The sequence below is a fragment of the Streptomyces sp. NPDC002602 genome, assembly GCF_042889445.1.
Lineage (GTDB): Bacteria > Actinomycetota > Actinomycetes > Streptomycetales > Streptomycetaceae > Streptomyces.
Genome location: NZ_JBIAQX010000001.1, coordinates 256,629 through 281,202, shown reverse-complemented (window position 1 = coordinate 281,202; position 24,574 = coordinate 256,629). Strand labels below are relative to the sequence as shown.

Below are 24,574 nucleotides of genomic sequence, written 5' to 3'. Positions count from 1 at the left end.
GCCTTGGGGAAACGTTTCTGCCCGGCGCCCCGCGGTGGCGGGGAAGAGAGGGGCGGGGCGCCGGACAGGCGTGGGGGTCGGCTCGCCTCGACGGCTCGAAGAGGGAGCGACGGGGCCTTACTTCAGGCCGAGGGTGCTGCAGTTGGCCGCGTACTTGTCGGTGCAGATCTCGTCGGCCGTGTAGACGCCGTCCTTGATGACGGTGTCCTTGATGTTGTTCTTGGTGAGCGAGACGACCGGGATCAGCACGGACGGAACACCCTTGGTGGTCGGGCTGTCGACCTTCTGGTTGATGATTCCGTCGATCTTCTCGCCCTTGGCGAGGGCGACGGCCATCTCGGCCGCGGCGGCGGCCTCGGGGGCGTACGGCTTGTACACGCTCATGAACTGCTCACCGGCGACGATGCGCTGCACACCGGCGAGTTCGGCGTCCTGACCGGTGACCGGGGGCAGGGGGGACAGGCCGGCCGCCTTGAGGGCGGTGATGATGCCGCCGGCCATGCCGTCGTTGGCGGAGTAGACGCCGACGACCTTGTCCTTGCCGATCGCGGAGAGCGCGCCCGCCATGTTGGTGTTGGCGTTCTCCGGCTTCCACTCCTTGGTGTCGTACTCCTTGCCGACGTTCACCTTGCCGTCGAGGACGGAGTGCGCGCCCTTCTTGAACAGGGCGGCGTTCGGGTCGGTGACGGAGCCGTTCATCATGACGATCTGGCCGTCCTTGGCCTTGTCGCCCAGCGCCTCCAGGAGCGCCTTGCCCTGGACCTTGCCGACCTCTTCGTTGTCGAAGGAGGTGTACGCGTCGATCGGGCCCTCGGCGAGGCGGTCGTAGGCCACGACCGGGATGCCGGCGTCCTTGGCCCGCTTGACCGAACCGGCGATCGCCTTGGCGTCCACGGCGTCGATGATCAGGACGTTCACCTTGTTGGTGATCATCGTGTCGACCTGCGAGTTCTGCGTGGTCGCGTCCTGCTTGGCGTTCGCGTAGACGACCTCGGCCTTGCCGCCCGTGAGGTCGGCGACCTTCTTCTCGATCAGCGGCTTGTCGAACTTCTCGTAGCGCGCGGTCTGGTTCTCCGGGAGGAGGAGACCGATCTTTATCGCGTCGCCCTTGGCGGCGCCCGAGTCCTTCGGCTTGTCGCCGGCCTCCTTCGCACTGCCACAAGCGGCAAGCGATACGGCCATGGCACCGGCGGCGACGGCTACGGCGGCTCTACGCATACGAGTGTTCATTACTTGAACCTCCCTGACGAGGCCGCAACACTGCGGCCGAGGTGGATGTGAGTCAACCCCGGCCGCGATTTGCCGTCAAGGAGTGAATCCTTAACGAGATGACAACGGTGCCATCCGTTATCTAACTGAAGACATGGTCGTCAGCGTGCGCAGGCCTACCCCGTTCTCCGCCAAAAGCGTCGAATCGCCCATCTCGCTGAGGACGAGGGCCAACGCCCCCAGCACCTCCGCCCGCCCGCCGAGCGACCCCGTGAGGACCGACAACTGCCGGGCGGCGCTGGGGATCGCGTACCTCCCCACTGATTCACGGATGGGGGCCAGCACCAGTTCACCGGCGTCGGCGAGGGAGCCGCCGAGGACCACCCGGCTCGGGTTCAGGAGGTTGCACAGGCTCGCCACGCCGCTGCCGATGTGCCGACCCACGTCGGTGATGACCCGACGGCAGCCCGGGTCGCCCTCGCGGGCCAGCTCCACCACCCGCTCCATCGTCAGCTCCGGGCCGTGGGTGCCCTGGAGGAGGGGCAGCACGTACCGGGCCGCGGCGAAGGTCTCCAGGCAGCCCCGGTTGCCGCAGCGGCAGACCGGGCCCGACTCGTCGAGGGTGATGTGCCCGATCTCGCCGGCCGTGCCGCCGGGGCCCCGGTAGATCTGACCGTTGATCACCAGGCCCGCGCCGACGCCGCTCGCGACCTTGATGTACGCGAGGTCCTTGACCCCGCGGCCACTCCCCCAGACCAGTTCCCCGAGGGCGCCGAGGTTCGCGTCGTTGTCCACGTACACGGGTACGCCCAGCCGCTGCGAGAGCTCCCGGCGGGGGTTGATGCCCGCCCAGCCCGGCAGGATCGCGGTGGAGCCCAGGGTTCCGGACTCGACGTCGATCGGGCCGGGCACGCCGAGCCCGACGCCGATGACCTTGTCCCGACCCACCCCGATGCCCTCGATCAGCCGCCCGACCAGCGCCTCGGCCCGGTCGAAGCCGTCCACCCAGGACGCGTCCACGTCCAGCGGCTCGGATTCCTCGGCCAGTACCTGGTGCGCGAGGTTCCCGACGGCCACCCGCAGGTGGGTGTGGCCGAAGTCCACGCCGATCACGATGCCCGCGTCACCGCTGAGCGAGACGCTGCGCGCCCGCCGGCCACCGGCCGAGGTGTCGGTGACCTCGACGGTCCCGGCCTCCTTCAGCTCGCGGACGATGTTGGAGACCGTGGCCGCCGACAGTCCGGTGGTACGGGCGATCTCCGCCTGGGTCAGTGAACCCGCGAGGCGCACCGCCCGCACGACCCGTTCAAGATTCGCGCGATGCAGCGAGGACTGCGATCCGGGAGTCTGCACGACTCATCCACTCCTGCCCTTTAGCGACGGCGAGCCGTCGCCCCCCGGCCGGCATTCGCGGCTGCGTGCTCCGAGACACCGGCGTCTCTCCAACTTGTGAACCTTAAGTCGAGCCTTTGGCCCTCCACACGTCAAGAGGCTGACGCGGCACGAAACGGCCGCTACCGGTCATAAGTATGAAAGAACCCCCTCAACATCGTGCTACGGTCGCTGAGGCGCCGATCCTCTGCGGCCTTTCCGGCCGGACCGGGCGCCTCATGTGACGGCGCTACGCGAGGAGGTGTTCGGGATGAGTCCCGATCGAAGTCCTTGCCGCGCCCTCGCCGGCTGACCAGTCCATCGACTGATCCACTTCCTCGCGTACGCACCGTCACGGCCTCACGCCGTCACCGTGCGTCCGGCGGTCCCTCGGGCCCGCCGCCCCTTTCCCTCCGCACGTCCCGGATCCCCCGATCCCTCGACGGATGTGCGTCATCCATGCCCCTCGGCGCACCCGTGGCCGCTTCGCGCCGCCTCGCGCCGACCTGTGATCACTCCACGTGACCGCGCGGCTTCGCGCTGCCCGGACGCCGTGGAGGGAGGTATTTGCCATGACCATGCTCACCCCGCGCACCCCGACGAAGCTCGCACCGCCGGGCCGGGCCCGCCGCGAACGCAGGACCGCCGAGTTGGAGGCGCGCACCCGGCTCGTCGGCGAGCGGCTCGCCGACCTCAGCGCCCGCCCCGGCGACCAGGTCCTGCGGGACCTGTCCGCCGGCCGCCACGGCCTCACCCACGACGAGGCCTCCCTGCGCCTGGAACGGCACGGCCCCAACGTGGTCGCCCGGGAGCGCGCCCCGCGCTGGTACGCGCAGTTGGCGAAGGCGTACGCCAACCCCTTCATCGCCGTCCTGGTCTTCCTGGCCGGGATCATGTACTGGCAGGACCCGGCCGACCCGGGCGTCGTCATCCTCTCCGTGATGATCGGAATCAGCGGACTGCTGCGGTTCTGGCAGGAGTTCCGCTCGGGCCGGGCCGCCGACGCGCTGAAGAGGCTCGTCACCACCACCTGCGCGGTGCAGCGCCGCGCCGGCGCGGGCTCGGGCCCGACCACCTTCGAGGTGCCCATGGACCGGGTGGTCCCGGGCGACCTGGTCAGGCTGGCCGCCGGCGACCTCATCCCGGCCGATCTGCGGATCCTCACCTCCAAGGACCTGATGGTCTCCCAGGCCGCCCTGTCCGGGGAGTCGTTGCCGGTGGCGAAGGCCGACACCCGCGCGGACGACCCCGGTCAGACGCTGACGCGCGACCCCGTCGAGGCCGACAACCTGGTCCTGACGGGCACCTCGGTCACCTCCGGCACCGCCACCGGGGTCGTCGTCGCCACCGGCGCCGACACGTGGTTCGGCTCGATGGCGGGCTCGCTCGTCGGCGAGCGCCCGCAGACCAACTTCGACACCGGGGTGCGCAAGGTCAGCTTCCTGCTGATCCGCTTCATGCTGGTCATGGTCCCCGTGGTCTTCATGATCAACGGCCTGACCAAGGGCGACTGGGACGAGGCGTTCCTGTTCGGCATCGCCGTCGCGGTGGGCCTGACCCCCGAGATGCTGCCGATGGTCGTCTCCGCCAACCTGGCGCGCGGCGCGGTCGCCATGTCCCGGCGCAAGGTGGTCGTCAAGCGGCTCAACGCGATCCAGAACCTGGGCGCGATGGACGTGCTCTGCACGGACAAGACCGGCACCCTCACCGAGGACCGGATCGTCCTGGACCGCTACCTCGACGTGCACGGCGACGAGGACGGCGAGGTACTGAAGTACGGCTACCTCAACGCGCACTTCCAGACGGGCCTGCGCAACCTCATGGACCGGGCGGTCATCGACCGCGTCGACGAGGCCGAGGAGGTTGTCGTCGACGCACGGTTCTCGATGGTCGACGAGATCCCCTTCGACTTCGCCAGGCGCCGGATGTCCGTGGTGCTGAACCGGAACGGCATCGTGGGCGGCGGCCGCTCCGAGCACGTCATGGTCACCAAGGGCGCGGTCGAGGAGGTCCTCTCCCTGTGCACCCACATGACGGACCGCGGCGAGAGGGTGGAGCTGACCGAGCGGCTGCGCGGTCACGTCACCCGGATCGCCGAGGACAACAACAGTCGGGGCCTGCGCGTCCTGGCCGTCGCCACCCGTACGTTCGCCGACCCGCGCGACACCTACACGGTCGCCGACGAGGACGGGTTGACCCTGGTCGGCTTCCTCGCCTTCCTCGACCCGCCGAAGGCCGACGCGGCCCGGGCCCTGCGGGCCCTCGCCGACAAGGGCATCGAGGTCAAGGTGGTCACCGGCGACAACGACCTCGTCGCGGCGCGGGTCTGCGCGGACGTCGGCCTCGACGTCGGGCGCGTGGTGCTCGGAACCGAGATCGACGCCCTCGACGACGCCGGCCTGCGCGCGACGGCCGCCCGTACGACCGTCTTCGCGAAGGTCAACCCGGTCCAGAAGGCACGGATCGTACGGGCCCTGCAGACGGACGGTCACACCGTCGGCTTCCTCGGGGACGGCATCAACGACGCCGCCGCGCTGCGCGACGCCGACGTCGGCATCTCGGTGGACACCGCCGTCGACATCGCGAAGGAGTCGGCGGACATCATCCTGCTGGAGAAGGACCTGACCGTCCTGGAGCAGGGCGTGATCCAGGGCCGGACCACCTTCGGCAACACGATCAAGTACATCAAGATGACCGCGTCCTCGAACTTCGGCAACGTCTTCTCGGTGCTGGTCGCGAGCGCGTTCATCCCGTTCCAGCCGATGCTCGCGATCATGCTGCTGGTGCAGAACCTGGTCTACGACATCTCGCAGCTCGCGACGCCGTGGGACCGGATGGACGAGGAGTACCTGCGCGAGCCCCGCAACTGGGACGCCAAGGGCATCGGCCGCTTCATGGTGACCATCGGACCCGTCAGCTCGATCTTCGACATCTCGATGTTCCTGATCATGTGGCACGTCTTCGGCGCGAACAGCGAGGCCGGGCAGGCGCTCTTCCAGTCCGGCTGGTTCATCGAGGGACTGTTGTCACAGACCCTGATCGTCCACATGATCCGCACCCGGAAGATCCCCTTCATCCAGTCCCGCGCCTCGTGGCCGGTGATGGTGATGACCGTCCTCGCGGTGCTGACCGGGCTCTGGCTGCCCTTCTCGCCGCTCGCCGGCTCGCTGGGCTTCGTCGCCCTGCCGGCGGGGTACTTCCCTTGGCTGATCGGCGTACTCCTCGCGTACTGCACGCTCACCCAGGTCGTGAAGACCTGGTACATCCGCCGGTTCGGCACCTGGCTCTGATCGACACGATCACGGGATTCGACATGACCGCGGGGATCCGCGCGACCGCGGGAATCAGCGCGACCGAGAGAGGGGAGGGCACATGGCGCTCGACGAATGGGAGATGGCCGGGCACCTGGCCGCCGCGCTCGGTTTCGGGGCGGCGATCGGCCTGGAACGTCAGTGGCGGGCCCGGATGGCGGGCCTGCGGACCAACGCCCTCGTGGCGGGCGGGGCCGCGCTCTTCGTGCTGCTCTCGCAGTACGGGTTCATGGGCACCGTCTCCGAGGTGCAGTACGACGGCTCGCGGGTCGCGGCCCAGATCGTGTCGGGGATCGGCTTCCTCGGTGCCGGCGTGATCATGCGCGACGGGTTGAGCGTTCGGGGCTTGAACACGGCCGCCACCCTGTGGTGTTCGGCGGCGGTGGGCTGCCTGGCCGGGACCGGGATGTTCGTCCTGGCCGCCTTCGGCACGGTGGGCGTGGTGGGGGCCAACCTCTTGCTGCGCCCGCTGGGCCGGCGCCTGGACCGGGAGCCGCGCGGCGGGGCGGAGGTGGCCACCGACTTCCACTTCGAGGCCGTGTGCCTGGAGGAGGAAGAGGCCCACATCCGGCGCCGGGTGGTCGACGCCCTGGCCCGGCCCGGCTACCAGTTGCGCTCGATCCGCAGCCAGGACGGCCCGGTGCCGGGTCGGGTGACGGTGTCGGCGCTGCTGACCGCCGAGGGCGAAGGTGGCCGGGCGTTGGAGGACGCGGTCAGCACCCTCTCGCTCGACCCCTCGGTCTCGGCGGCCGGCTGGTCGGTGGTGCCGACCTCTTCCTGCTGAGCCCGGCGCTACTTGAGGGTGGCGGAGGTCAGGCCGGCCTGGATCTGTCGCTGGAAGGACAGGTAGACCACCAGCATCGGGATCATCGCGATGGTCACGCCGGCGAACAGCACCGGCAGGTCCGTCTCGTAGCCCATCTGGTACTGGAGTTGGATCAGACCCTGGGTGAGCATGTAGCGCTCGGGGTCCGATCCGCTCTGGGGCTGCATGAGCACCGAGGGCAGGATGTACTGGTTCCACTGACCCAGGACATTGAATATCCCGACGCTGATCAGGCCGGGCTTGGCCATCGGCAGCATCACCTGGAAGAAGATCCGGGTGTCGGAGGCCCCGTCGATGACCGCCGCCTCGTGCACCGCCGTCGGCAGCGTGCGGAAGAACGAGTACATGAAGAAGACGGTGAAGGGCATCGAGTAGGCGACGTACACCATGATCAGGCCCTGGTAGGTGTTCAGCATGTCCAGGCGCTTGACCATGAAGAACAGCGGAACCAGCGCCAGGAACACCGGGAACATCGCCCCGGACACGAAGAAGTAGTAGATGATCCGGTTCCCCCGGAAGGGGTACCGGGCCAGTACGTACGCCGCCATCGAGCCGAGCAGCATGGTCAGCGGGACCGAGAACACCATCACGATCACCGTGTTGGCGAAGTAGTCGCCGATGCCCTTGTCCCAGGCGCGGGAGAAGGCGTCGAGGTGCCAGTTGGAGGGCCAGCCGAGTGCCGAGCCGCCGATCTGGGAGTCGGTCTTGAAGGAGCCGAGCATCAGCCAGCCCAGGGGCAGGACGATCAGCACCGCCCAGACGGCGAGGAAGCCGTGCGAGAAGACGTTGAGCGCCACGCCTTCGGACGTGGGGCTCCCGCCGTCCTTCTTGACGCGTCGGCCTCCGCCGGACCGCTCGGCCCCGGTCGTGCCGGCGGTCTTGGTCACTGTGGTCATCGTGTCTCCCGCTCAGAACTCGATGCGCTCGCGGCGGGTGGCGCGCAGCGTGACAAGGGAAAGGACCATGGTCAGGATCAGCATGACCACGCCCATGGCGCAGGCGTATCCGCTCTTGCCGAAGTAGAGGAAGTTGCGCATCAGCACCGTGGCCATGACCTCGCTGTGATGGTCGGGTCCGCCGCCGAACTGGCCGGAGGTCATGGTGGACACGAGGACGAACATGTCCATGGCGGCGATGCCCAGGTAGACCGCGGAGGTCTGCACGGAGTCCCACAGCAGGGGCAGGGTGACCTTGAAGAAGGTCTGGGCGCGTCCCGCGCCGTCGAGCAGCGCGGCCTCGTAGATGTCCTTCGGCACGGACTGCATGGCCGCGGAGAAGAGCACCAGGTAGAAGCCCACGCCGTGCCAGACGACCACCATCAGCAGGCACCAGAGCACCAGGTCGGGTTCGTTCAGCCACTCGACGGGGTGGGCCGCGTCGACGAGGCCGATCTTGGTGAGGAAGCCGTTGAGCAGGCCCCCCTCGTCACTTCGGTACACGGCGCCGAAGAGCACCGCGAGGATGGCGAGGGAGAGGACCTGCGGGAAGAAGTAGACCACCTTGTAGAGGGCCGACCCGCGGACGCCCTTGACCCCGCCGGCCCCGCCGCGTCCGCCCGCGTTCAGCATGAAGGCGAAGAACAGGGACAGCAGGATGGTGATCGTGGGGACGAACACCAGGAGCAGCAGGTTGTGCCACAGGGCGCCTCGGAAGACCTCGTCCTTCATCAGGGCCGTGTAGTTGTCGACGCCGACGAACCGGAACGTCGGCGACTGGCCCGACCAGTCGGTGAAGGAGTAGCCGAACGTCTGGATGTACGGCCAGATGACGAAGGTCAGGTACAGCGCGAGAGGCAGGACGAGGAAGCCGGTGATGAAACCGAGTCTTCCCCTGCTCTGGGCTACTTGGCTCATGGTGTCCGTCCCTGGAGGTGCCGGGTGACCGGTGGACGCGGTGTCAGCTGCGCTTGTTGTTCTTGGCGTTCGGGCTCTTGGCGGCCTTGTCGACCGCGGCCTGGGCCCGCTTGATCCATTCCTTGGGCTGGATGCGCTTGGCCATCAGCTCGTTGGACGCGTTCTGGATGTCGGCGTCCATCTCGCTGTACCAGTCGGGGTACAGGTAGTTGAACGTGTTCGTGCCGGCTCCCTTGAGGGCGGCGACGGCCGACTGGGTGCCCGGACGCAGCTTGACGTTCGGGTCCACGCCGTCCTTGACGACGGTGAGGGAGTTGGCCTGCTGGGCGAAGAGGGTGGACCACTCGCGGGACAGCATCGAGCGGAGGAACTCCAGGCCGCCGGCCTTGTTGGCGGCCTTCTCCGGGACGATGAACGGTTCGCCGGCGCCGGCGCGGATCGCCTCGAAGGGCAGCTTGCTGTCCGCGAGGACAGGGACCGGGAGGAACTTCATGTCGAAGTCCTCGGGGGTCTGCTTGAGCTGCTCGTTCTCCAGCCAGGAGCCGGAGGGGATGAAGGCGGCCTTGTACTGGTTCCAGGCCGTCTGGGACTCCGTGTGGGTGAGGCCGTTGGTGCCCGGCATCAGGAGGCCCTTCTCCACCACCTCGTACACCGCCTCGACCGCGGCGAGGGCGGCCGGGTTGCCCTCGAAGGCGTTCGGTTCGAGGTTGTCGATCGCCTTCATGGCGTCCAGGCCGCCCTTCTTGGCGATCAGGTCCATGATGACGACGTTGATGTAGTAGGGGAACTTGCCCTGGTGGGCGAGGCCGCCGATGCCGGCCTCCTTGGCCTTGGCGCAGACCGCGAGGAACTCGTCCCAGGTCTTGGGCTCGGTCCAGCCCTTCTCCTTGAAGAGCTTGCCGGAGTACCAGAGGCCGAACACGGTGTAGACGTAGTTGAGGGCGACGAACTTGCCGCCCTGGGTGCCCTGTTCGACGGTGCCGGCGATGAGGACGTCGCGCACCTTCTTGCCCGGGTCGTCGAGTGAGGGCGAGTCGAGCACCTGGGTGAGGTCGGCGAGCTGACCGCCCTTCGCGAGCACATCGATCTTGATCTGCTGGGCGCCGGAGTCGTCGACGACGTCCGGGGGGGTGCCGCCGTTGAAGCGCGGCTGGAGCTTGGCGGTGATCTCCTGGGTGCCGAGGTGGGTGCTGGTGGTGCCCCACTTCTTGTCGAAGGCCGCTTCCCAGGCCTTCGCGTAGTCGTCACCGAATCCGCCCTTGAAGACGACGACGTCCATCTTGGTGCCCTTGGCCACGCCGAAGGGGTTCTCCTTGGTGACCGCGCCCTTGGGGGCGCCGCCCTTGGGGGCCTCCTCACCGCCGGAGGCGCAGGCGGACAGGAAGCTCATCGTCGGTACGGCGATCAGGCCGAGTGCCGCGGAGCGCTTGATCAGGTCCCGGCGGCCGACGCCGTCACCGGTGTCGTTCTCGCCGTGGGCGGAGGTGGATCCCATGCTCAAGTCCTCGCCTTCGTCAGGAGTGTGAAGGAGGAAGGGAAAACGACAGCCGCAAGCGGTAGCCGTGCATGCGGACATCGCCGCAGGTCCCCGCCGTCCCCCGGTCCGGGGCCGCTTCTCTCGCGGTGGTCCGGACGGCCACAGGTATAGTCCACTTCCGCTCGGGTGAGCAAGATCGTGCACAAGTATCTGCCCCGGCTTTTCCGAGTTGAGACCTCACCGTCACCTGCCTGGCCGATACCCGACCGCCCGGACAAGCGGAAGGGCCGCACCCCCTTGACGGGGGTACGGCCCTATGGTGCCGACTGCCGACGGATCCCTCCGCCGGACGCGCCATCAGCCTCGGATGAGGTTCCGGAGCACGTACTGCATGATGCCGCCGTTGCGGTAGTAATCCGCCTCGCCCGGCGTGTCGATGCGGACGACCGCGTCGAACTCCACACCGGTGTCGGTGGTCACCTTGACGGTGCGCGGGGTGGTGCCGTTGTTCAGCTCCTCCACACCGGTGAAGGCGAAGGTCTCCTCGCCGGTGAGGCCCAGCGAGGCGGCCGTGGCGCCCTCGGGGAACTGCAGGGGCAGGACGCCCATGCCGATCAGGTTCGAGCGGTGGATGCGCTCGTAGGACTCGGCGATGACGGCCTTGACGCCGAGCAGCGCGGTGCCCTTGGCCGCCCAGTCGCGGGACGAGCCGGAGCCGTACTCCTTGCCCGCCAGGATGACCAGCGGGATGCCGGCGGCCTGGTAGTTCTGCGAGGCGTCGTAGATGAAGGCGACCGGCGCGCCGTCGACGGTGAAGTCGCGGGTGAAGCCGCCCTCGGTGCCCGCGGCGATCTGGTTGCGCAGGCGAATGTTCGCGAACGTGCCGCGGATCATGACCTCGTGGTTGCCTCGGCGGGAACCGTACGAGTTGAAGTCGCGGCGCTCGACGCCGTGCTCCGTGAGGTACTTGCCGGCCGGGGTGTCGGCCTTGATGGCACCGGCCGGGGAGATGTGGTCGGTGGTGACCGAGTCGCCCAGCTTCGCCAGCACGCGGGCGCCGGCGATGTCGGAGACCGGGGTGGTCTCCATGGTCATGCCCTCGAAGTAAGGGGGCTTGCGCACGTAGGTGGACTGCGGGTCCCACTCGAACGTGTTGCCGGTCGGGATCGACAGCGCCTGCCACTGGGCGTCGCCCGCGAAGACGTCCTGGTAGGACTTGCTGAACATGTCCTCGCCGATGGCGTTCGCCACGACGTCGTTGACCTCGGCCTCCGACGGCCAGATGTCGGCCAGGAAGACCGGCTTGCCGTCGGTGTCGGTGCCCAGGGCGTCCTTGGTGATGTCCACCTTCATGGAGCCCGCGATGGCGTACGCGACGACCAGCGGCGGGGAGGCCAGGTAGTTCATCTTGACGTCGGGGTTGATGCGACCCTCGAAGTTGCGGTTGCCCGAGAGCACCGAGGTGACCGCGAGGTCGGCCTCGTTGATCGCCTTCGAGATCTCCTCGTCCAGCGGACCGGAGTTTCCGATGCAGGTGGTGCAGCCGTACCCGACGAGGTTGAAGCCCATCTTGTCGAGGTACGGGGTCAGGCCGGCCTTGTCGAAGTAGTCGGTGACGACCTTCGAGCCCGGGGCCAGGGTGGTCTTGACCCACGGCTTGCGGGTCAGGCCCTTCTCGGACGCCTTCTTGGCCACGAGCGCCGCGGCGACCATGACGTAGGGGTTCGAGGTGTTGGTGCAGGAGGTGATCGCGGCGACGGTGACGGCGCCGTGGTCGATCTCGAAGGAGGTGCCGTCGGCCAGGGTCACCGGGGTGGGCTTGGTGGGCACACCGTTGGAGGACGCCGGGGCGTCGGACGCCGGGAAGGACTCCTTGCCGGCCTCCTCGTCGTCGCTGACGTAGTTGCGCACGTCCGCGGCGAACTGCTCGGCGGCGTTCGCGAGGACGATGCGGTCCTGCGGGCGCTTCGGGCCGGCGATGGAGGGGACGACCGTGGAGAGGTCGAGCTCCAGCTTCTCGGAGAAGTCGGGCTCGGCGGCCGGGTCCAGCCACAGGCCCTGGGCCTTGGCGTACGCCTCGACGAGGGCGACCTGCTGGGCGTCACGGCCGGTCAGGCGCAGGTACTTCAGCGTCTCGTCGTCGATCGGGAAGATCGCGGCGGTGGAGCCGAACTCCGGCGACATGTTGCCGATGGTGGCGCGGTTGGCGAGCGAGGTGGCGGCGACGCCCTCGCCGTAGAACTCGACGAACTTGCCGACGACGCCGTGCTTGCGCAGCATCTCGGTGATCGTGAGGACCAGGTCGGTGGCGGTGGTGCCGGTGGGCAGCTCGCCGGTCAGCTTGAAGCCGACGACGCGCGGGATCAGCATGGAGACCGGCTGGCCGAGCATCGCGGCCTCGGCCTCGATGCCGCCGACGCCCCAGCCCAGCACGCCCAGGCCGTTGACCATGGTGGTGTGCGAGTCGGTGCCGACGAGGGTGTCGGGGTACGCCTGGCCGCCCCGCACCATGACCGTGCGGGCCAGGTGCTCGATGTTGACCTGGTGGACGATGCCGGTGCCCGGGGGGACGACCTTGAAGTCGTCGAAGGCGGTCTGGCCCCAGCGCAGGAACTGGTAGCGCTCCTTGTTGCGGCCGTACTCCAGCTCGACGTTCTGCGCGAAGGCGTCCTTCGTGCCGAACTTGTCGGCGATGACCGAGTGGTCGATGACCATCTCGGCGGGCGAGAGCGGGTTGATCTTCGCCGGGTCGCCACCGAGGGCCTTGACGGCTTCGCGCATGGTGGCGAGGTCGACGACACAGGGCACACCGGTGAAGTCCTGCATGATCACGCGGGCCGGCGTGAACTGGATCTCCTCGCTGGGCTGGGCCTGCGAGTCCCAGTTGCCGAGCGACCGGATGTGGTCGGCGGTGATGTTCGCGCCGTCCTCGGTACGGAGCAGGTTCTCCAGCAGGACCTTCAGGCTGTAGGGAAGGCGGGCGGAGCCCTCGACCTTGTCCAGCTTGAAGATCTCGTACGACTCGTCGCCCACCTGCAGCGTGCTGCGGGCGTCGAAGCTGTTCGCCGACACGACAGTCTCCTTCATGCATGAATTCGCGCGTATTACCGCAATCCTGCCGCCACGCCCCTTGGCCAATCCGCTAAGGTAAGGCTAAGTTAGGTAACCCTTACCAGCGGGGGCGGCTGCGGTACGCCTTTGGCAGATATCTCGATGTCGAGATAACTCTAGTACATGTCCGGGGGAAGGGACGAGGCGCGCACCCGCATGCCCGCCGGGACGGTCAGTTGGCCGGGAGATTCCGCATGCCCGGATTCCACCAGCTTGACCAGCAAGGACACCGCACATGCGGCGATCCGTTCGGGATTCAGCGTGACGGTGGTCACGGAGAGTTCTTTCTCCTCGTACACCGGATCCTCACTCGCGCAGACCAGCAACAGGTCTCCGGGGGTGCGCAGGCCGTGGCGCGCGGCCGCCCCGAGCACCTGTCTGCCGCCCGGGTCGTACACCGTGTAGACCGCGTCCGGCCGCTCGCGCGCCGCGAAGGCGGCGTCGAAGGCGTGGCCGGGCGCGTCCTCGGGATCGAAGGGGACGACCAGTTCGGGGGCGCCCCGCTCGGCGCACCACCGGGCGTAGGCGGCGGTGACGGCCCCGGTGTAGAACTCCCGGCCGTACCCGGCGTGCAGGGCGATCCGGCGTGCCCCCGATGCCGCGAGGTGGTCCAGCACCTCGCGGGTGGTGGCGGCGTGGTCGTTGTCCACCCACGCGTCCCCGGGCCACGGGTCGGCGGGCCGGCCGTCGAAGACCACGGGCAGGCCGCGCGCCCGCAGGGCCCGGAGCACCGGGTCCCCGGCCGGGCTGTCCAGCAGCAGCATCCCGTCGACGGCGAGGGTGTGCCAGAGGGGATCGCCGCCCCTGGCGGCGGGAAGGGTGGTCAGGGCGTAGCCGCGGGTGTGCGCGGCCGAGGTGGCGGCGGTGAGCAGCCGGGAGAAGTAGGCGACCCCGGCGAAGTCCCAGGGCGAGCCGGCGTACGTGGTGACGGCGATGCCGAGGGTGCGGGTGAGCGGCCCGCGCCGGGTGCCGTAGCCGAGGGCTGCCGCGACCTCGCGGACCCGGCGGCGGGTGCCCTCGCCGAGCCGGCCGGTGCCGCCGAGCGCGTGGGAGACGGTCGCGGTGGAGACCTCCGCGGCGCGCGCGATGTCGGCGAGGGTCGGTCCGGGGCCTGGCACGCGGACATCGTACGGAGCGGGGCGCGGCGGGTACAGGCACGGACGCCGGGTCGAGGCACCGGGGACGGATGTCGGGGACGCGGGCGCCGGGGACGGGCGCCGGGCACGCGGGCGCCGGAGACGGGCACCGGGCACGCGGGCGCCGGAGACGGGCACCGGGCACGCGGGCGCCGGAGACGGGCGCCGGGCACGCGGGCGCCGGAGACGGGCCTCGGCTGCGGAGACTGGCCTCGGCTGCGGATTCCGTCGTCCGGGGCGGGTTCCGGTTAAGGGGTTAACCATCGAGTCTCCAGCCACCTACCGACTCTGGGAGTGGCCATGACCTCTTCACCCCTGTCCCGCCGGGGACTCCTCTCCGCCGTGGGGGCCGCCGGCGCCGCGGGCCTGCTGGGGGCCGGCCCGGCCTCGGCCGCCGTCGCCCCGTCCGCCCGGCGCGGCTCGGCGGCCCTGGTGTTCCACAACGCCCGGGTGTTCACCGGCCTGCCCGGCGGGCGGCCGGTGGAGGCGGTGGCCGTCGGACGGGACGGGCGGATCCTGGCCACCGGCAGCGGTTCGGTGGTGCGGCGTCACGTGGGCCGGGACACCGAGGTCGTCGACGCCCGCGGGAACACCGTGATGAGCGGCATCCACGACGGGCACACCCACCCGCTGGGCGCCGGGGAACGGTCGCTGCGGCCCTCGCTGGAGGGGGCCGAGACCACCGTGGCCGAACTCTCGGAGATCCTGCGCGGCTTCCTCGCCGACACCGGCGGCCCGGGCGCGGAGCCCGACGGGTGGCTGGTCGTGGAGGACTGGAACCCGGTCGGGCTGCTGCCCGTCGGCACCGCCCCGCACCACTCGCTGCTGGACGCGTTGCCCACCCGCCGGCCGATCGCGCTGGTCGGCGGCGACGGACACAACCTGTGGGCCAACAAGCGGGCCCTGGAGATCGCGGGGATCACGGCGGCCACCCCCGACCCGGTGGGCGGCAGGATCGTCAAGGGCCCGGACGGGCAGCCGACGGGCGTCCTCAAGGACGACGCCCAGGTGCTGGTGAAACGACACGTGCCGGAGCCCTCCCGCGCGGAACTGGTGGCGGCCTGCGCCGAGGTGCTGGGGCTGGCGGCGGCCTCCGGGGTGACGACGATGATGGACGCCCTGGTCGGGCGGCACGAGCTGGAGCTGTACCGGGCCCTGTCCGCTGCGGGAAGGCTGCCGCAGCGCGTCGTGCCGGCCATCCGCCTGGAGGTGGGGCACACCAAGGATCCCGCGGCGGCCCTGGCGTACGCGCGCGGGCTGCGACGGGAGTTCGAGGGCGTGCCGGGCCTGCGGTTCGGGATGGTCAAGGTGTTCCTGGACGGGGTCATCGAGCACCCGGCGCAGACCGCCGCGCTGTTGGAGCCGTACCTGGACGGCAACGGCCGGCCGACGACGAACCGGGGCGAGCTGTACACCTCCGCGGCCGAGTACGGACGACTGACCGCGGCCTTCAACACCGCCGGGTGGCAGATGCACGCCCACGGCCTCGGGGACCGGGCGGTGCGCACCGCGTTGGACGGGTACGAGTACGCCCTCAAGGCGACCGGGCGGCGGGACCCGCGGAACGCGATCGCGCACCTCCAACTCGTCGACCCGGCGGACCTGCGGCGCTTCGCGCGGCTCGGCGTGGCCGCCTGCATGCAACTCCAGTGGGCCGCTAAGGACACCTGGACCATGGAGGCCCTGTTGCCGTACATCGGGCCGCGGCGGCACCGGTGGATGTACCCGGCGCGCAGCCTGGAGAAGGCGGGGGCCCGCCTGACGGGCGGCTCCGACTGGCCCGTGGACGCGCTCCAGGTGTGGAACCAGCTACGGACGGCGATCGACCGGCAGGGCGCCCACGGCTCGGGCGAGCTGTACCGGAAGCTGGAGGGCCTCGGTCGGGACACGGTCCTGCGGATGCACACCTCGGGGACGGCGTGGCAACTGCGCCAGGAGGCCCTGACGGGCACGGTGGAAGCGGGCAGGGCGGCGGACCTGGTACTGCTGGACCGTGACGTGACCCGCTGCCCGGTGGCCGACATCAGCGGAACGGGCGTACGGATGACCCTGGTCGGGGGGCGCGTCGTACACGACGCGGACTCCTCGTCGGGCCGGGCGGCCTCGGCGCGGGCCTCGCGTGCGCGGACCGCGCCGCGCCCGGCCTCGTACGCGGCGGTGCACGGCGGCCGACACCACGCCTGCGGGCACTGACGACGCTCGCCCGGGCCCCGATCCCGACCCCTGCCTCGGTGGGCGCGCGAGGTCGGGGCCGGGTGGCCGGCCGCGCCGGGCCGGCGCAGACCACTCGAAAAGGAACAACTCCCCCATACGGCGCAGGAGGAACACACGGGGCCCCCGTCCGCGACCGGGCGGGAGCGGCACGCACGGCTTCCCGGTCGGATCGTCGGACACCACGCGCACCACGCGCATCCCCACGCGGGGCCGCGATCTGACGGTCGGTGACACCCGTCTGCCACACCCGGCGCGATCACCATCTCATATCTGAGATACCGTGCACCCATGGCAGACGACTACCTCGTACGCATCGGCAAGCTCATCCGTGACGCCCGGCAGCACCGTGGCTGGACACAGAGTCAGCTCGCCGATGCCCTCGGCACCAGCCAGAGCGCCGTGAATCGGATCGAACGCGGCAATCAAAACATCAGCCTTGAGATGATCGCCCGAATCGGTGAAGCTCTCGACAGCGAGATCGTCTCTCTGGGCTACGCGGGACCGATGCACCTGCGGGTCGTCGGCGGCCGACGGCTGTCCGGCGCCATCGACGTCAAGACGAGCAAGAACGCGTGCGTCGCGCTGCTGTGCGCCACGCTGCTCAACAAGGGTCGTACCGTGCTGCGGCGCGTGGCCCGCATCGAGGAGGTCTACCGCCTCCTGGAGGTGCTGAACTCCATCGGTGTGCGCACCCGCTGGATCAACGACGGCGTGGACCTGGAGATCGTCCCGCCGGCCCGCCTCGACATGGACGCCATGGACGCGGACGCGGCCCGCCGGACCCGGAGCATCATCATGTTCCTAGGCCCGCTGCTGCACCGGATGGACCACTTCAAGCTGCCCTACGCCGGCGGCTGCGACCTCGGCACCCGCACCATCGAGCCGCACATGATCGCCCTGCGCCGGTTCGGCCTGGACATCACCGCGACCGAGGGCATCTACCACGCGCAGGTCGAGGCCGGGGTCTCCCCCGACCGCCCGATCGTGCTGACCGAGCGCGGGGACACGGTCACCGAGAACGCGCTGCTGGCCGCCGCGCGCCACGACGGCGTGAGCGTCATCCGCAACGCCTCCTCCAACTACATGGTCCAGGACCTGTGCTTCTTCCTGGAGGCGCTCGGCGTCAAGGTCGAGGGCGTCGGCACGACCACCCTGACCGTGCACGGCGTGCCGAACATCGACGTGGACGTGGACTACTCCCCCTCCGAGGACCCGGTCGAGGCGATGAGCCTTCTGGCCGCCGCCGTGGTCACGGAGTCCGAGCTGACCATCCGCCGGGTTCCGATCGAGTTCATGGAGATCGAGCTCGCGGTCCTGGAGGAGATGGGCCTGGACCACGACCGCTCCGCCGAGTACACCGCCGACAACGGCCGCACCCGCCTGGTGGACCTGACGGTCCGCCCGTCGAAGCTCGAAGCCCCGATCGACAAGATCCACCCGATGCCGTTCCCCGGGCTGAACATCGACAACGTCCCGTTCTTCGCGGCCATCGCCGCCGTCGCGCAGGGCCAGACCCTGATCCACGACTGGGTGTACGACAACCGGGCGATCTACCTGACCGACCTCAACCGCCTCGGTGGCCGCCTCCAGTTGCTGGACCCGCACCGCGTCCTGGTGGAGGGCCCCACCCGCTGGCGGGCGGCGGAGATGATGTGCCCGCCGGCCCTGCGCCCGGCGGTGGTCGTCCTGCTGGCGATGATGGCCGCCGAGGGCACCTCGGTGCTGCGCAACGTCTACGTCATCAACCGCGGATACGAGGAACTGGCCGAGCGCCTCAACTCGGTCGGCGCCCAGATCGAGATCTTCCGGGACATTTAAGGCGTTCCGCCCGGCGAGCCGGGCGCCGGCGGCCCGGGGCCCCCGTTCCTCCTTCGTCGGAGGAACGGGGGCCTCGGTCGTTCTTGCGCCGTTGTCCCCCGAACCGGTGGCCGGTTTCGCGAGAGGCGCCGACGCGGCGGGCGGTGGCGGGACAATCGGGGTCCACGCCGCAAGCCGTGAAAGGGGTCCGCATGGCGAACGTCTGGCTTCCGCCCGCGGAGTACATCGAGACCATCGCCCGGGCGACCAGTTACGCCTGTCTCTACTTCACCGACACCGCCGGCCGCCCGGTCCAGTTGCGGGCCACGTACGCGACGGAGACCTGGCAGTGGCCCGGCGGGAACATGGATCCCGGCGAGACGCCCTGGCAGTGCGCGGTGCGCGAATGCCTGGAGGAGACCGGCATGGCCTTCGCGGGCGAGCCGCGTCTGTTGGCCGCGCACTTCATCTCCCATCAGGGTGCGACCTGGCCGGCGAACCACATCGGTTTCGTCTTCGACGGGGGAACGCTCACAGACGAGCAGATCGGCGCCTTCGTCCTCGATCCCTCGGAGCACACCGAGGTGAGCGTACGGACGATGGAGGAGTGGCGGGCGACCATGGCCCCCGTCAACTTCGACCGCCTGCGGGAGATCGACGCGGCCCGGCGGGCGGGCACCGTGGTCTACATGGAGCGCTAGTGCTGTGACCGGAATGGTTTGCCGGGTCGCGGTGTCCGGTGCGGTGCATCGCAAGGCGGAGGACTGCCTCTTGTACTGGACGTACTTGAGCGGTCCGACAACGCGGCGAGGTGCCGTGCCGGGCGCCGTGACACGGTGAACCTTTCCGGTCACAGCACTAGGCCGTCCAGGCCCTCTCGTCGAGGCTTCTCCCGGCCTGATGACGCGCGGGCCCTCGCCGTGGCGGCCGGGGCCCGGCAGAATCGGGTGATCGTGAAGTCGTCGAGGGGGCGGGGGCCGACCATGGCTACGGACAGGATCGCGGACACCGGTGCGGACGCGGGAGCGGGAACGGCGCCTCCGACGCTCTCCGGGGTCCCGCTGCTGGGGTCGCTGCCGGCCCTCAAGGCGGACTCGCTGGGCACCTACCTGCGCGCCCACCGCGAACAGGGCGACGTCGTACGGATCACCGCCGGTCCCCCAGGGCTGCGCGCCGAGCTGTACTGCGTCTTCTCCGCGGAGGGCGCCCAGCAGGTCCTGGCATCGGAATCGGCCAACTTCCGCAAGGACAACTCCTTCTACCAGGAGGTCCGGGAATCCTTCGGCAACGGCCTGCTGACCAGTCAGGACGAGGACTACCTGCGACAGCGCCGGCTGGTCCAACCGCTGTTCACCCGGCGTCGGGTGGACGGCTACGCGCACGCGGTAGCCGCCGAGACCCTCTCGACGCTGGCCTCCTGGGAGGAGGCCGCCGACGGGATCGTGGACGTCTGTGACGAGATGACGCACCTGGCCCTGCGCGCGGTGGCCCGGATCCTGTTCGGCGCGGACGTGGACGCCACCGTCGACGTGGTCGACAGGAGCTTCCCGATCATCACGGAGTACGTGCTGCGGCGCGGCTACTCCCCCGCCAACATCCCGCGCGCCTGGCCGACTCCGGGCAACCGGAGGGCCGCCTCCGCGATGGACGAGCTGTACGGGGTCTGCGACCGGATCATCGCGGAGCGGCGGCGCGCCGGCCTGGCGGGGGACGGGAGCGGGGAGGGGGAGGACCTGCTGACCCTGCTCGCCGCGGCGCAGAGTTCGGACGACGGGGCCTTCGACGCCGGCGAACTGCGGGACCAGGTACTGATCTTCCTGCTCGCGGGGCACGAGACGACCGCCACCTCCCTCGCCTTCGCCCTGCACCTGCTGGCCCTCCACCCCGACCTGCAGGCGCGGGCCCGCGAGGAGATCTCCCGCGTGCTCGGCGACCGTACGCCGGAGGCCGCCGACCTGGACCGGCTCCCGTACCTCACCCGGGTGCTCAAGGAAGCCATGCGGCTCTACCCCGCCGCCCCGGTGATCGGCCGCCGGGCCGTCGCCGCCACCGAGGTCGCGGGCCATGCGGTGCCGGCGGGCGCCGACGTGATCCTGGCGCCGTGGGTGACGCACCGGCACCCCGCCTACTGGCCCGACCCGGACCGCTTCGACCCCGAGCGTTTCACCGCGGAGGCGGAGGCGAGCCGGCCGCGCTACGCCTGGTTCCCCTTCGGCGGCGGCCCGCGCGCCTGTATCGGACAGCACTTCTCGATGCTGGAATCGGTGCTCGCGCTGGCGATGGTCCTGCGGGAGTACAGCTTCGAGGCCGTGGACGAGGAGGTGGCGGTGAGCGCCGGGATCACGCTCCGCACGCGGGGGCCCATGCGTTGCCGGATCCGCGGGGTGGCCGGGTAGCGGGTTCGGGCCAGGGGCGTTCGGCGGCCGGGTGGGCGGCGCCCTCAGACGGCCGTCTGGGTGTGTTTGCCCTGGAGCCGCTCCAGGTCCGAGGGGCGGACCTGGATGACGAAGAGCGCGATCAGAGCGGTGAGCAGGGTGAAGGCCGCCGCGGCCACGAACGCCGCGCTCACGCCCGAGGTGAGGACCTGGTCGCTCCAGGGTTTCGGGAACTGCCTCGTCCGCGCGAAGAACGCCTTCTGTTCCGGGGTGGACGTGCGGAGGAAGGAACCCACCTGGTCCTTGGCCTCGTTGCGGCTGGCCGTTCCGAAGACCGTGACCAGGATCGACAGGCCCAGGGAGCCACCCACCTGCTGCATGGCGTTCAGCAGCCCGGAGGCCGCGCCGGACTCCCGGTTGGGGACGTTGGAGAGCGCCATCAGCGTCAGGGAGACGAACTGCATGCCCATGCCCGCGCTGAACAGGAGCATCGGACCCAGGATGCTGCCCAGGTACGTCGAGCCGACGTCGATCTGCGTCAGCCACGCCAGCCCGCCGGCCGCGCACAGCGAGCCGGTGACCATGAACGGCTTCGGCCCGTACCTGGGCAGGAGTTGGGAGGTGGTCCCCGCCATCACCGCGATCATCGCGCTGACCGGCAGGAAGGCGAGGCCGGCCCGCAGGGGGCTGAAGCCCAGCACGTTCTGTACGAAGAGCGTCAGGAAGAAGAACATGCCGAAGATCGCGCAGGCGAAGAAGAGCATGATCGCGTAGGTTCCGGCCCGGTTGCGGTCGGCGAACATGTGCAGCGGGGTGATCGGCTGTGGCGAGCGGCGCTCGTTGGCGATGAACAGGGTCAACAGGACGACGGCCGCGCCGAAGGAGCCCAGCGTCACCGGGTCGGACCAGCCCTCCTGGGACGCGCTGATGAACCCGTAGACGAGCGCGACCATGCCGAAGGTCGACAGCAGGGCGCCGGCCAGGTCGAAGTGCCCGGAGTGGCGTTCGGACTCGCGGATGACCCGGGGCGTCACGACGGCGATGATCAGGGCGATGGGGACGTTGACGAAGAGCACCCAGCGCCAGTTGAGCCATTCGACGAGGATGCCGCCGGCCAGCAGGCCGATGGCGCCGCCGCCGGCCGAGACGCCGGCGAACACGCCGAAGGCCCGGTTGCGTTCGGGGCCTTCGCGGAAGGTGCTGGTGATCAGCGCCAGGGCGGTCGGGGAGGCGATGGCAGCGCCGACGCCCTGGATGGCCCGGGCGCCCATCAACTGCCCGGCGTTCTGCGCGAATCCGCCCAACAGCGAGGCAAGTCCGAAGAGCAGCACGCCGAACATGAACACGCGTCGGCGTCCGAGGATGTCGCCCGCGCGTCCGCCGAGGAGCAGCAGTCCGCCGAAGGTCAGCGTGTAGGCGTTGACGACCCACGAGAGGCTCTCGGTGGAGAAGCCGAGCGCGGTCTGGATGTGCGGCAGCGCGATGTTCACGATGGTGATGTCGAGAACCACCATGAGTTGGCACGAGGCGATCACGAGCAGCGCGAGCGTGTGCCCCCCGCTTCGGAGCCTGCCGTCGGTCCCGGCGTCGCCGGGCTGTTGGTTCGGGTCCACCTTTTCGACGCTAAGCCCGGGTGCCCGGGGCTACCACTCGAACGGTCTAGCGGGTGTGATATTTCACATGTCACACTACGGAGATGGATGATCCTTCCCCCGCGCTCGATCCCTTCCCCGCGCTCGATCCTTCCCCCGCCCTCGATCCCTTCCTCGCGCGCTCCGCGGCCACCGCCCGGTACACCCACGGCGCCCCGCGCGCGTTCTCCTTCGGGGACGACGGCCGGATCCTGTGGTTCCTCCGCTCGACGGGCCCCACCGACCCCCTCGACGGCCTGTGGGTCCTCGACGCCACCACCGGCGCCGAGACCCTCATGGCCGACCCGCGCGCCCTGTCCCCCGAGGGCTCCGCGGGATCGGGGGAACTCCCCCTCGCCGAGCGTCGGCTCCGCGAACGCACCCGGCTCGTCGCCGCGGGCATCGGCTCGTTCGCGCTCTCCGGGGACGGCCTGCGCGCGGTCTTCGCCCTGTACGGACGGCTGTACGAGGTCGGGTACGGGGACGCCGGGGAGCCCGGCGTCCCGCGGGAGCTCCCCGCGGCCGGACCCGCCTGGGACCCGCGCCCGAACACGGACGCCTCCCGGACCGCGTACGTCACCGGGGACGCCCTGTACGTCACCCCCGGCGGCCGGGTCAGCCCCGACGACGGCGCCCGCTGGGGGGTGGCCGAGTTCGCCGCCGCCGAGGAACTCGGCCGGTCCCGGGGGCACTGGTGGTCACCCGACGGGGTCACCCTGCTCGCCGCCCGGGTCGACGAGTCCGCGCTCCCGAGGCGCTGGTTCACCGACCCGGAGCACCCGGAGCTGCCGCCCGAGGACTTCGCGTACCCCGAGGCAGGCGGCCCCAACGCGGACGTCGGGCTGTGGGTGCTCCGGCCGGACGGCGGGCGCGTCCGGCTCGACTGGGACGCCGCCGCGTACCCGTACGTCTCGGACGCCGACTGGGAGTCGCCCGAGGAGATCCTGCTGACGGTCCACGACCGGCTCCAGCGCGAGGTCCTGCTCCTCGGCGCGGACCCGGTGACCGGCCGTACCCGCGAGCTGTCCCGCACCACTCACCCGCTGTGGGTGGACCCCATGCTGCCCGGCACGCCCGGGCGGCTGCCCGACGGGCGGATGCTGACCGCAACCGACACCCCCGACGGGAGCGCCCGCGGGCTCGCCGTCGACGGAAGGCTCCTCACCGGCGACGACCTCCAGGTCCGCCGGGTGGCCGGGATCCACCGGGACCGGCTGCTGATCGAGGCCGGCGGGCAGGACCCCGCCGACCAGCGGGTGCTGCTGCTCGATCCCGCGACGGGCGAGGTGAGCGCGGTCACCGACGGGCCCGGGGTGCACGACGTCCAGGCGTCCGCCGGCGCCCTGTTGCTCACGTCCGCCGACGCCGACGGGATCCGGCGGACCCTGCGCGCCCCGGACGGGCGGGAGTTCACCCCCGGCGACCTGTCCGCGCCGCTGCCGTACCGGGTGGTCCCGCTGTGGGAACGGGTCACCGAGCACGGCATCCCCACCGCGCTGGTCCTGCCGCGCGGCCATGTGCCCGGCACCCGACTGCCGGTGCTCGTGGACGGCTACGGCGGCCCCGGGATGCAGGACGTCAGCGCGGAGCCGCGGCGCTGGCAGCACCGCCAGTGGTGGGCCGACCAGGGGTTCGCCGTGGTGACCATCGACAACAGGGGCACCGCGTACGTCTCGCCCGCCCACACCCACGCCGTGTGCGGCGGGTTCTCCCGGGTCGTCCTGGACGACCAGGTCGCGGCCCTGCGGGCCCTCGGCGCACGCCACCGCGACCTCGACCTGACCCGGGTCGGGATCCGCGGCTGGTCCTTCGGCGGCTACCTCTCCGCCCTCGCGGTGCTGCGCCGCCCGGACGTCTTCCACGCGGCCGCCGCCGGGGCCGCCCCCACCGACTTCCGGCACTACGACACGGCGTACACCGAGCGCTACCTGGGACTCCCCCGGGACCACCCAGAGGCGTACGAGCGCGATGCGCTGATCGCGGACGCCCCCGGGCTGAGGCGTTCGTTGCTGCTGATCACCGGCCTGGCCGACGACAACGTCCACCCGTCCCACACGCTGCGCCTGTCCCGGGCCCTGACGGACGCGGGGCGCCCGCACCGGCTGCTCGCGCTGCCGGGAGTCACCCACATGACCCCCGGGGGCGTCAGGGAAAAGGTGATGGCGCAGGAACTGGCTTTCTTCCGGGCCGAGTTGCGGCCGTGACGACCGGGCCGGCGGCTGCGGGACCGTGACGGGCGAAGGGCCCCGGAGTCGATCGTGTC

General features: G+C 70.4%; 15 protein-coding genes. 7 read left to right on the top strand and 8 right to left on the bottom strand.

The features are described 5' to 3' along the window. Positions 1 to 117 precede the first annotated feature (117 nt). On the bottom strand, positions 118 to 1,230 hold the full coding sequence (locus ACFYW3_RS01075; protein ID WP_389385167.1) for a sugar ABC transporter substrate-binding protein: 1,113 nt from the start codon (positions 1,228 to 1,230) through the stop codon (positions 118 to 120). Positions 1,231 to 1,347: 117 nt separating this feature from the next. Then, entirely contained in the window at positions 1,348 to 2,562 is a 1,215-nt protein-coding gene (locus ACFYW3_RS01070; protein WP_351753365.1) for an ROK family transcriptional regulator, read from the bottom strand. Between the two features lie 590 nt (positions 2,563 to 3,152). Here ACFYW3_RS01070 and mgtA point away from each other — a divergent pair. Together mgtA and ACFYW3_RS01060 are read left to right on the top strand one after the other, a co-directional pair. After that, positions 3,153 to 5,870, top strand: coding sequence for a magnesium-translocating P-type ATPase (gene mgtA, locus ACFYW3_RS01065; protein ID WP_389385166.1), 2,718 nt, complete (start codon positions 3,153 to 3,155; stop codon positions 5,868 to 5,870). Positions 5,871 to 5,952: 82 nt separating this feature from the next. After that, complete coding sequence (locus ACFYW3_RS01060) at positions 5,953 to 6,675, top strand: MgtC/SapB family protein (protein WP_351753370.1); 723 nt, start codon at positions 5,953 to 5,955, stop codon at positions 6,673 to 6,675. 8 nt (positions 6,676 to 6,683) lie between these two features. On the opposite strand, the gene ACFYW3_RS01055 is transcribed toward ACFYW3_RS01060, so the two are convergent. From ACFYW3_RS01055 to ACFYW3_RS01035, 5 genes are all read right to left on the bottom strand, one after another. Beyond that, positions 6,684 to 7,613: a carbohydrate ABC transporter permease gene (locus ACFYW3_RS01055; protein WP_389385165.1), complete on the bottom strand. Its 930-nt coding sequence runs from the start codon at positions 7,611 to 7,613 to the stop codon at positions 6,684 to 6,686. A gap of 12 nt (positions 7,614 to 7,625) precedes the next feature. Next, positions 7,626 to 8,570, bottom strand: a complete 945-nt coding sequence (locus ACFYW3_RS01050) for a sugar ABC transporter permease (RefSeq protein ID WP_351753373.1) — start codon at positions 8,568 to 8,570, stop codon at positions 7,626 to 7,628. Positions 8,571 to 8,613: 43 nt separating this feature from the next. Continuing rightward, positions 8,614 to 10,065: an N-acetylglucosamine/diacetylchitobiose ABC transporter substrate-binding protein gene (gene ngcE, locus ACFYW3_RS01045; protein ID WP_351753376.1), complete on the bottom strand. Its 1,452-nt coding sequence runs from the start codon at positions 10,063 to 10,065 to the stop codon at positions 8,614 to 8,616. Between the two features lie 339 nt (positions 10,066 to 10,404). Continuing rightward, positions 10,405 to 13,119 carry an aconitate hydratase AcnA gene (acnA, locus tag ACFYW3_RS01040; RefSeq protein ID WP_389385164.1) on the bottom strand — a complete coding sequence of 905 codons (2,715 nt, stop codon included), beginning with the start codon at positions 13,117 to 13,119 and terminating at the stop codon, positions 10,405 to 10,407. 155 nt (positions 13,120 to 13,274) lie between these two features. After that, positions 13,275 to 14,276: a LacI family DNA-binding transcriptional regulator gene (locus ACFYW3_RS01035; RefSeq protein WP_389385163.1), complete on the bottom strand. Its 1,002-nt coding sequence runs from the start codon at positions 14,274 to 14,276 to the stop codon at positions 13,275 to 13,277. 318 nt (positions 14,277 to 14,594) lie between these two features. Between ACFYW3_RS01035 and ACFYW3_RS01030 the strand changes: the two genes are divergently transcribed. The 4 genes from ACFYW3_RS01030 to ACFYW3_RS01015 all read left to right on the top strand — a co-directional run bounded on the left by ACFYW3_RS01030 (position 14,595) and on the right by ACFYW3_RS01015 (position 20,701). Then, complete coding sequence (locus tag ACFYW3_RS01030) at positions 14,595 to 16,487, top strand: amidohydrolase (protein ID WP_351753383.1); 1,893 nt, start codon at positions 14,595 to 14,597, stop codon at positions 16,485 to 16,487. A gap of 309 nt (positions 16,488 to 16,796) precedes the next feature. Beyond that, positions 16,797 to 18,326, top strand: a complete 1,530-nt coding sequence (locus ACFYW3_RS01025; RefSeq protein ID WP_053684679.1) for a UDP-N-acetylglucosamine 1-carboxyvinyltransferase — start codon at positions 16,797 to 16,799, stop codon at positions 18,324 to 18,326. Positions 18,327 to 18,517: 191 nt separating this feature from the next. Further along, positions 18,518 to 19,006 (top strand): NUDIX domain-containing protein, encoded by a 489-nt coding sequence (locus tag ACFYW3_RS01020; RefSeq protein WP_351758833.1) that lies wholly within the window; start codon positions 18,518 to 18,520, stop codon positions 19,004 to 19,006. Between the two features lie 282 nt (positions 19,007 to 19,288). Further along, complete coding sequence (locus tag ACFYW3_RS01015; protein ID WP_389385162.1) at positions 19,289 to 20,701, top strand: cytochrome P450; 1,413 nt, start codon at positions 19,289 to 19,291, stop codon at positions 20,699 to 20,701. A gap of 44 nt (positions 20,702 to 20,745) precedes the next feature. Here ACFYW3_RS01015 and ACFYW3_RS01010 read toward each other — a convergent pair whose 3' ends face one another. Next, positions 20,746 to 22,293: an MFS transporter gene (locus ACFYW3_RS01010; protein ID WP_389385161.1), complete on the bottom strand. Its 1,548-nt coding sequence runs from the start codon at positions 22,291 to 22,293 to the stop codon at positions 20,746 to 20,748. 83 nt (positions 22,294 to 22,376) lie between these two features. Here ACFYW3_RS01010 and ACFYW3_RS01005 point away from each other — a divergent pair, with 83 nt between their 5' ends. Next, positions 22,377 to 24,515 (top strand): prolyl oligopeptidase family serine peptidase, encoded by a 2,139-nt coding sequence (locus ACFYW3_RS01005; RefSeq protein WP_389385160.1) that lies wholly within the window; start codon positions 22,377 to 22,379, stop codon positions 24,513 to 24,515. Positions 24,516 to 24,574 lie beyond the last annotated feature (59 nt).

What these genes read in the sequence shown, in the direction of transcription:
- ACFYW3_RS01020 (WP_351758833.1), top strand. Translation starts at nt 18,518, where the DNA reads ATGGCGAACGTCTGGCTTCCGCCCGCGGAGTACATCGAGACCATCGCC.
- ngcE (WP_351753376.1), bottom strand. Translation starts at nt 10,065, where the DNA reads ATGGGATCCACCTCCGCCCACGGCGAGAACGACACCGGTGACGGCGTC.
- ACFYW3_RS01015 (WP_389385162.1), top strand. Translation starts at nt 19,289, where the DNA reads ATGGCTACGGACAGGATCGCGGACACCGGTGCGGACGCGGGAGCGGGA.
- ACFYW3_RS01055 (WP_389385165.1), bottom strand. Translation starts at nt 7,613, where the DNA reads ATGACCACAGTGACCAAGACCGCCGGCACGACCGGGGCCGAGCGGTCC.
- mgtA (WP_389385166.1), top strand. Translation starts at nt 3,153, where the DNA reads ATGACCATGCTCACCCCGCGCACCCCGACGAAGCTCGCACCGCCGGGC.
- ACFYW3_RS01005 (WP_389385160.1), top strand. Translation starts at nt 22,377, where the DNA reads ATGGATGATCCTTCCCCCGCGCTCGATCCCTTCCCCGCGCTCGATCCT.
- ACFYW3_RS01060 (WP_351753370.1), top strand. Translation starts at nt 5,953, where the DNA reads ATGGCGCTCGACGAATGGGAGATGGCCGGGCACCTGGCCGCCGCGCTC.
- ACFYW3_RS01075 (WP_389385167.1), bottom strand. Translation starts at nt 1,230, where the DNA reads ATGAACACTCGTATGCGTAGAGCCGCCGTAGCCGTCGCCGCCGGTGCC.
- ACFYW3_RS01030 (WP_351753383.1), top strand. Translation starts at nt 14,595, where the DNA reads ATGACCTCTTCACCCCTGTCCCGCCGGGGACTCCTCTCCGCCGTGGGG.
- ACFYW3_RS01025 (WP_053684679.1), top strand. Translation starts at nt 16,797, where the DNA reads ATGGCAGACGACTACCTCGTACGCATCGGCAAGCTCATCCGTGACGCC.
- ACFYW3_RS01050 (WP_351753373.1), bottom strand. Translation starts at nt 8,570, where the DNA reads ATGAGCCAAGTAGCCCAGAGCAGGGGAAGACTCGGTTTCATCACCGGC.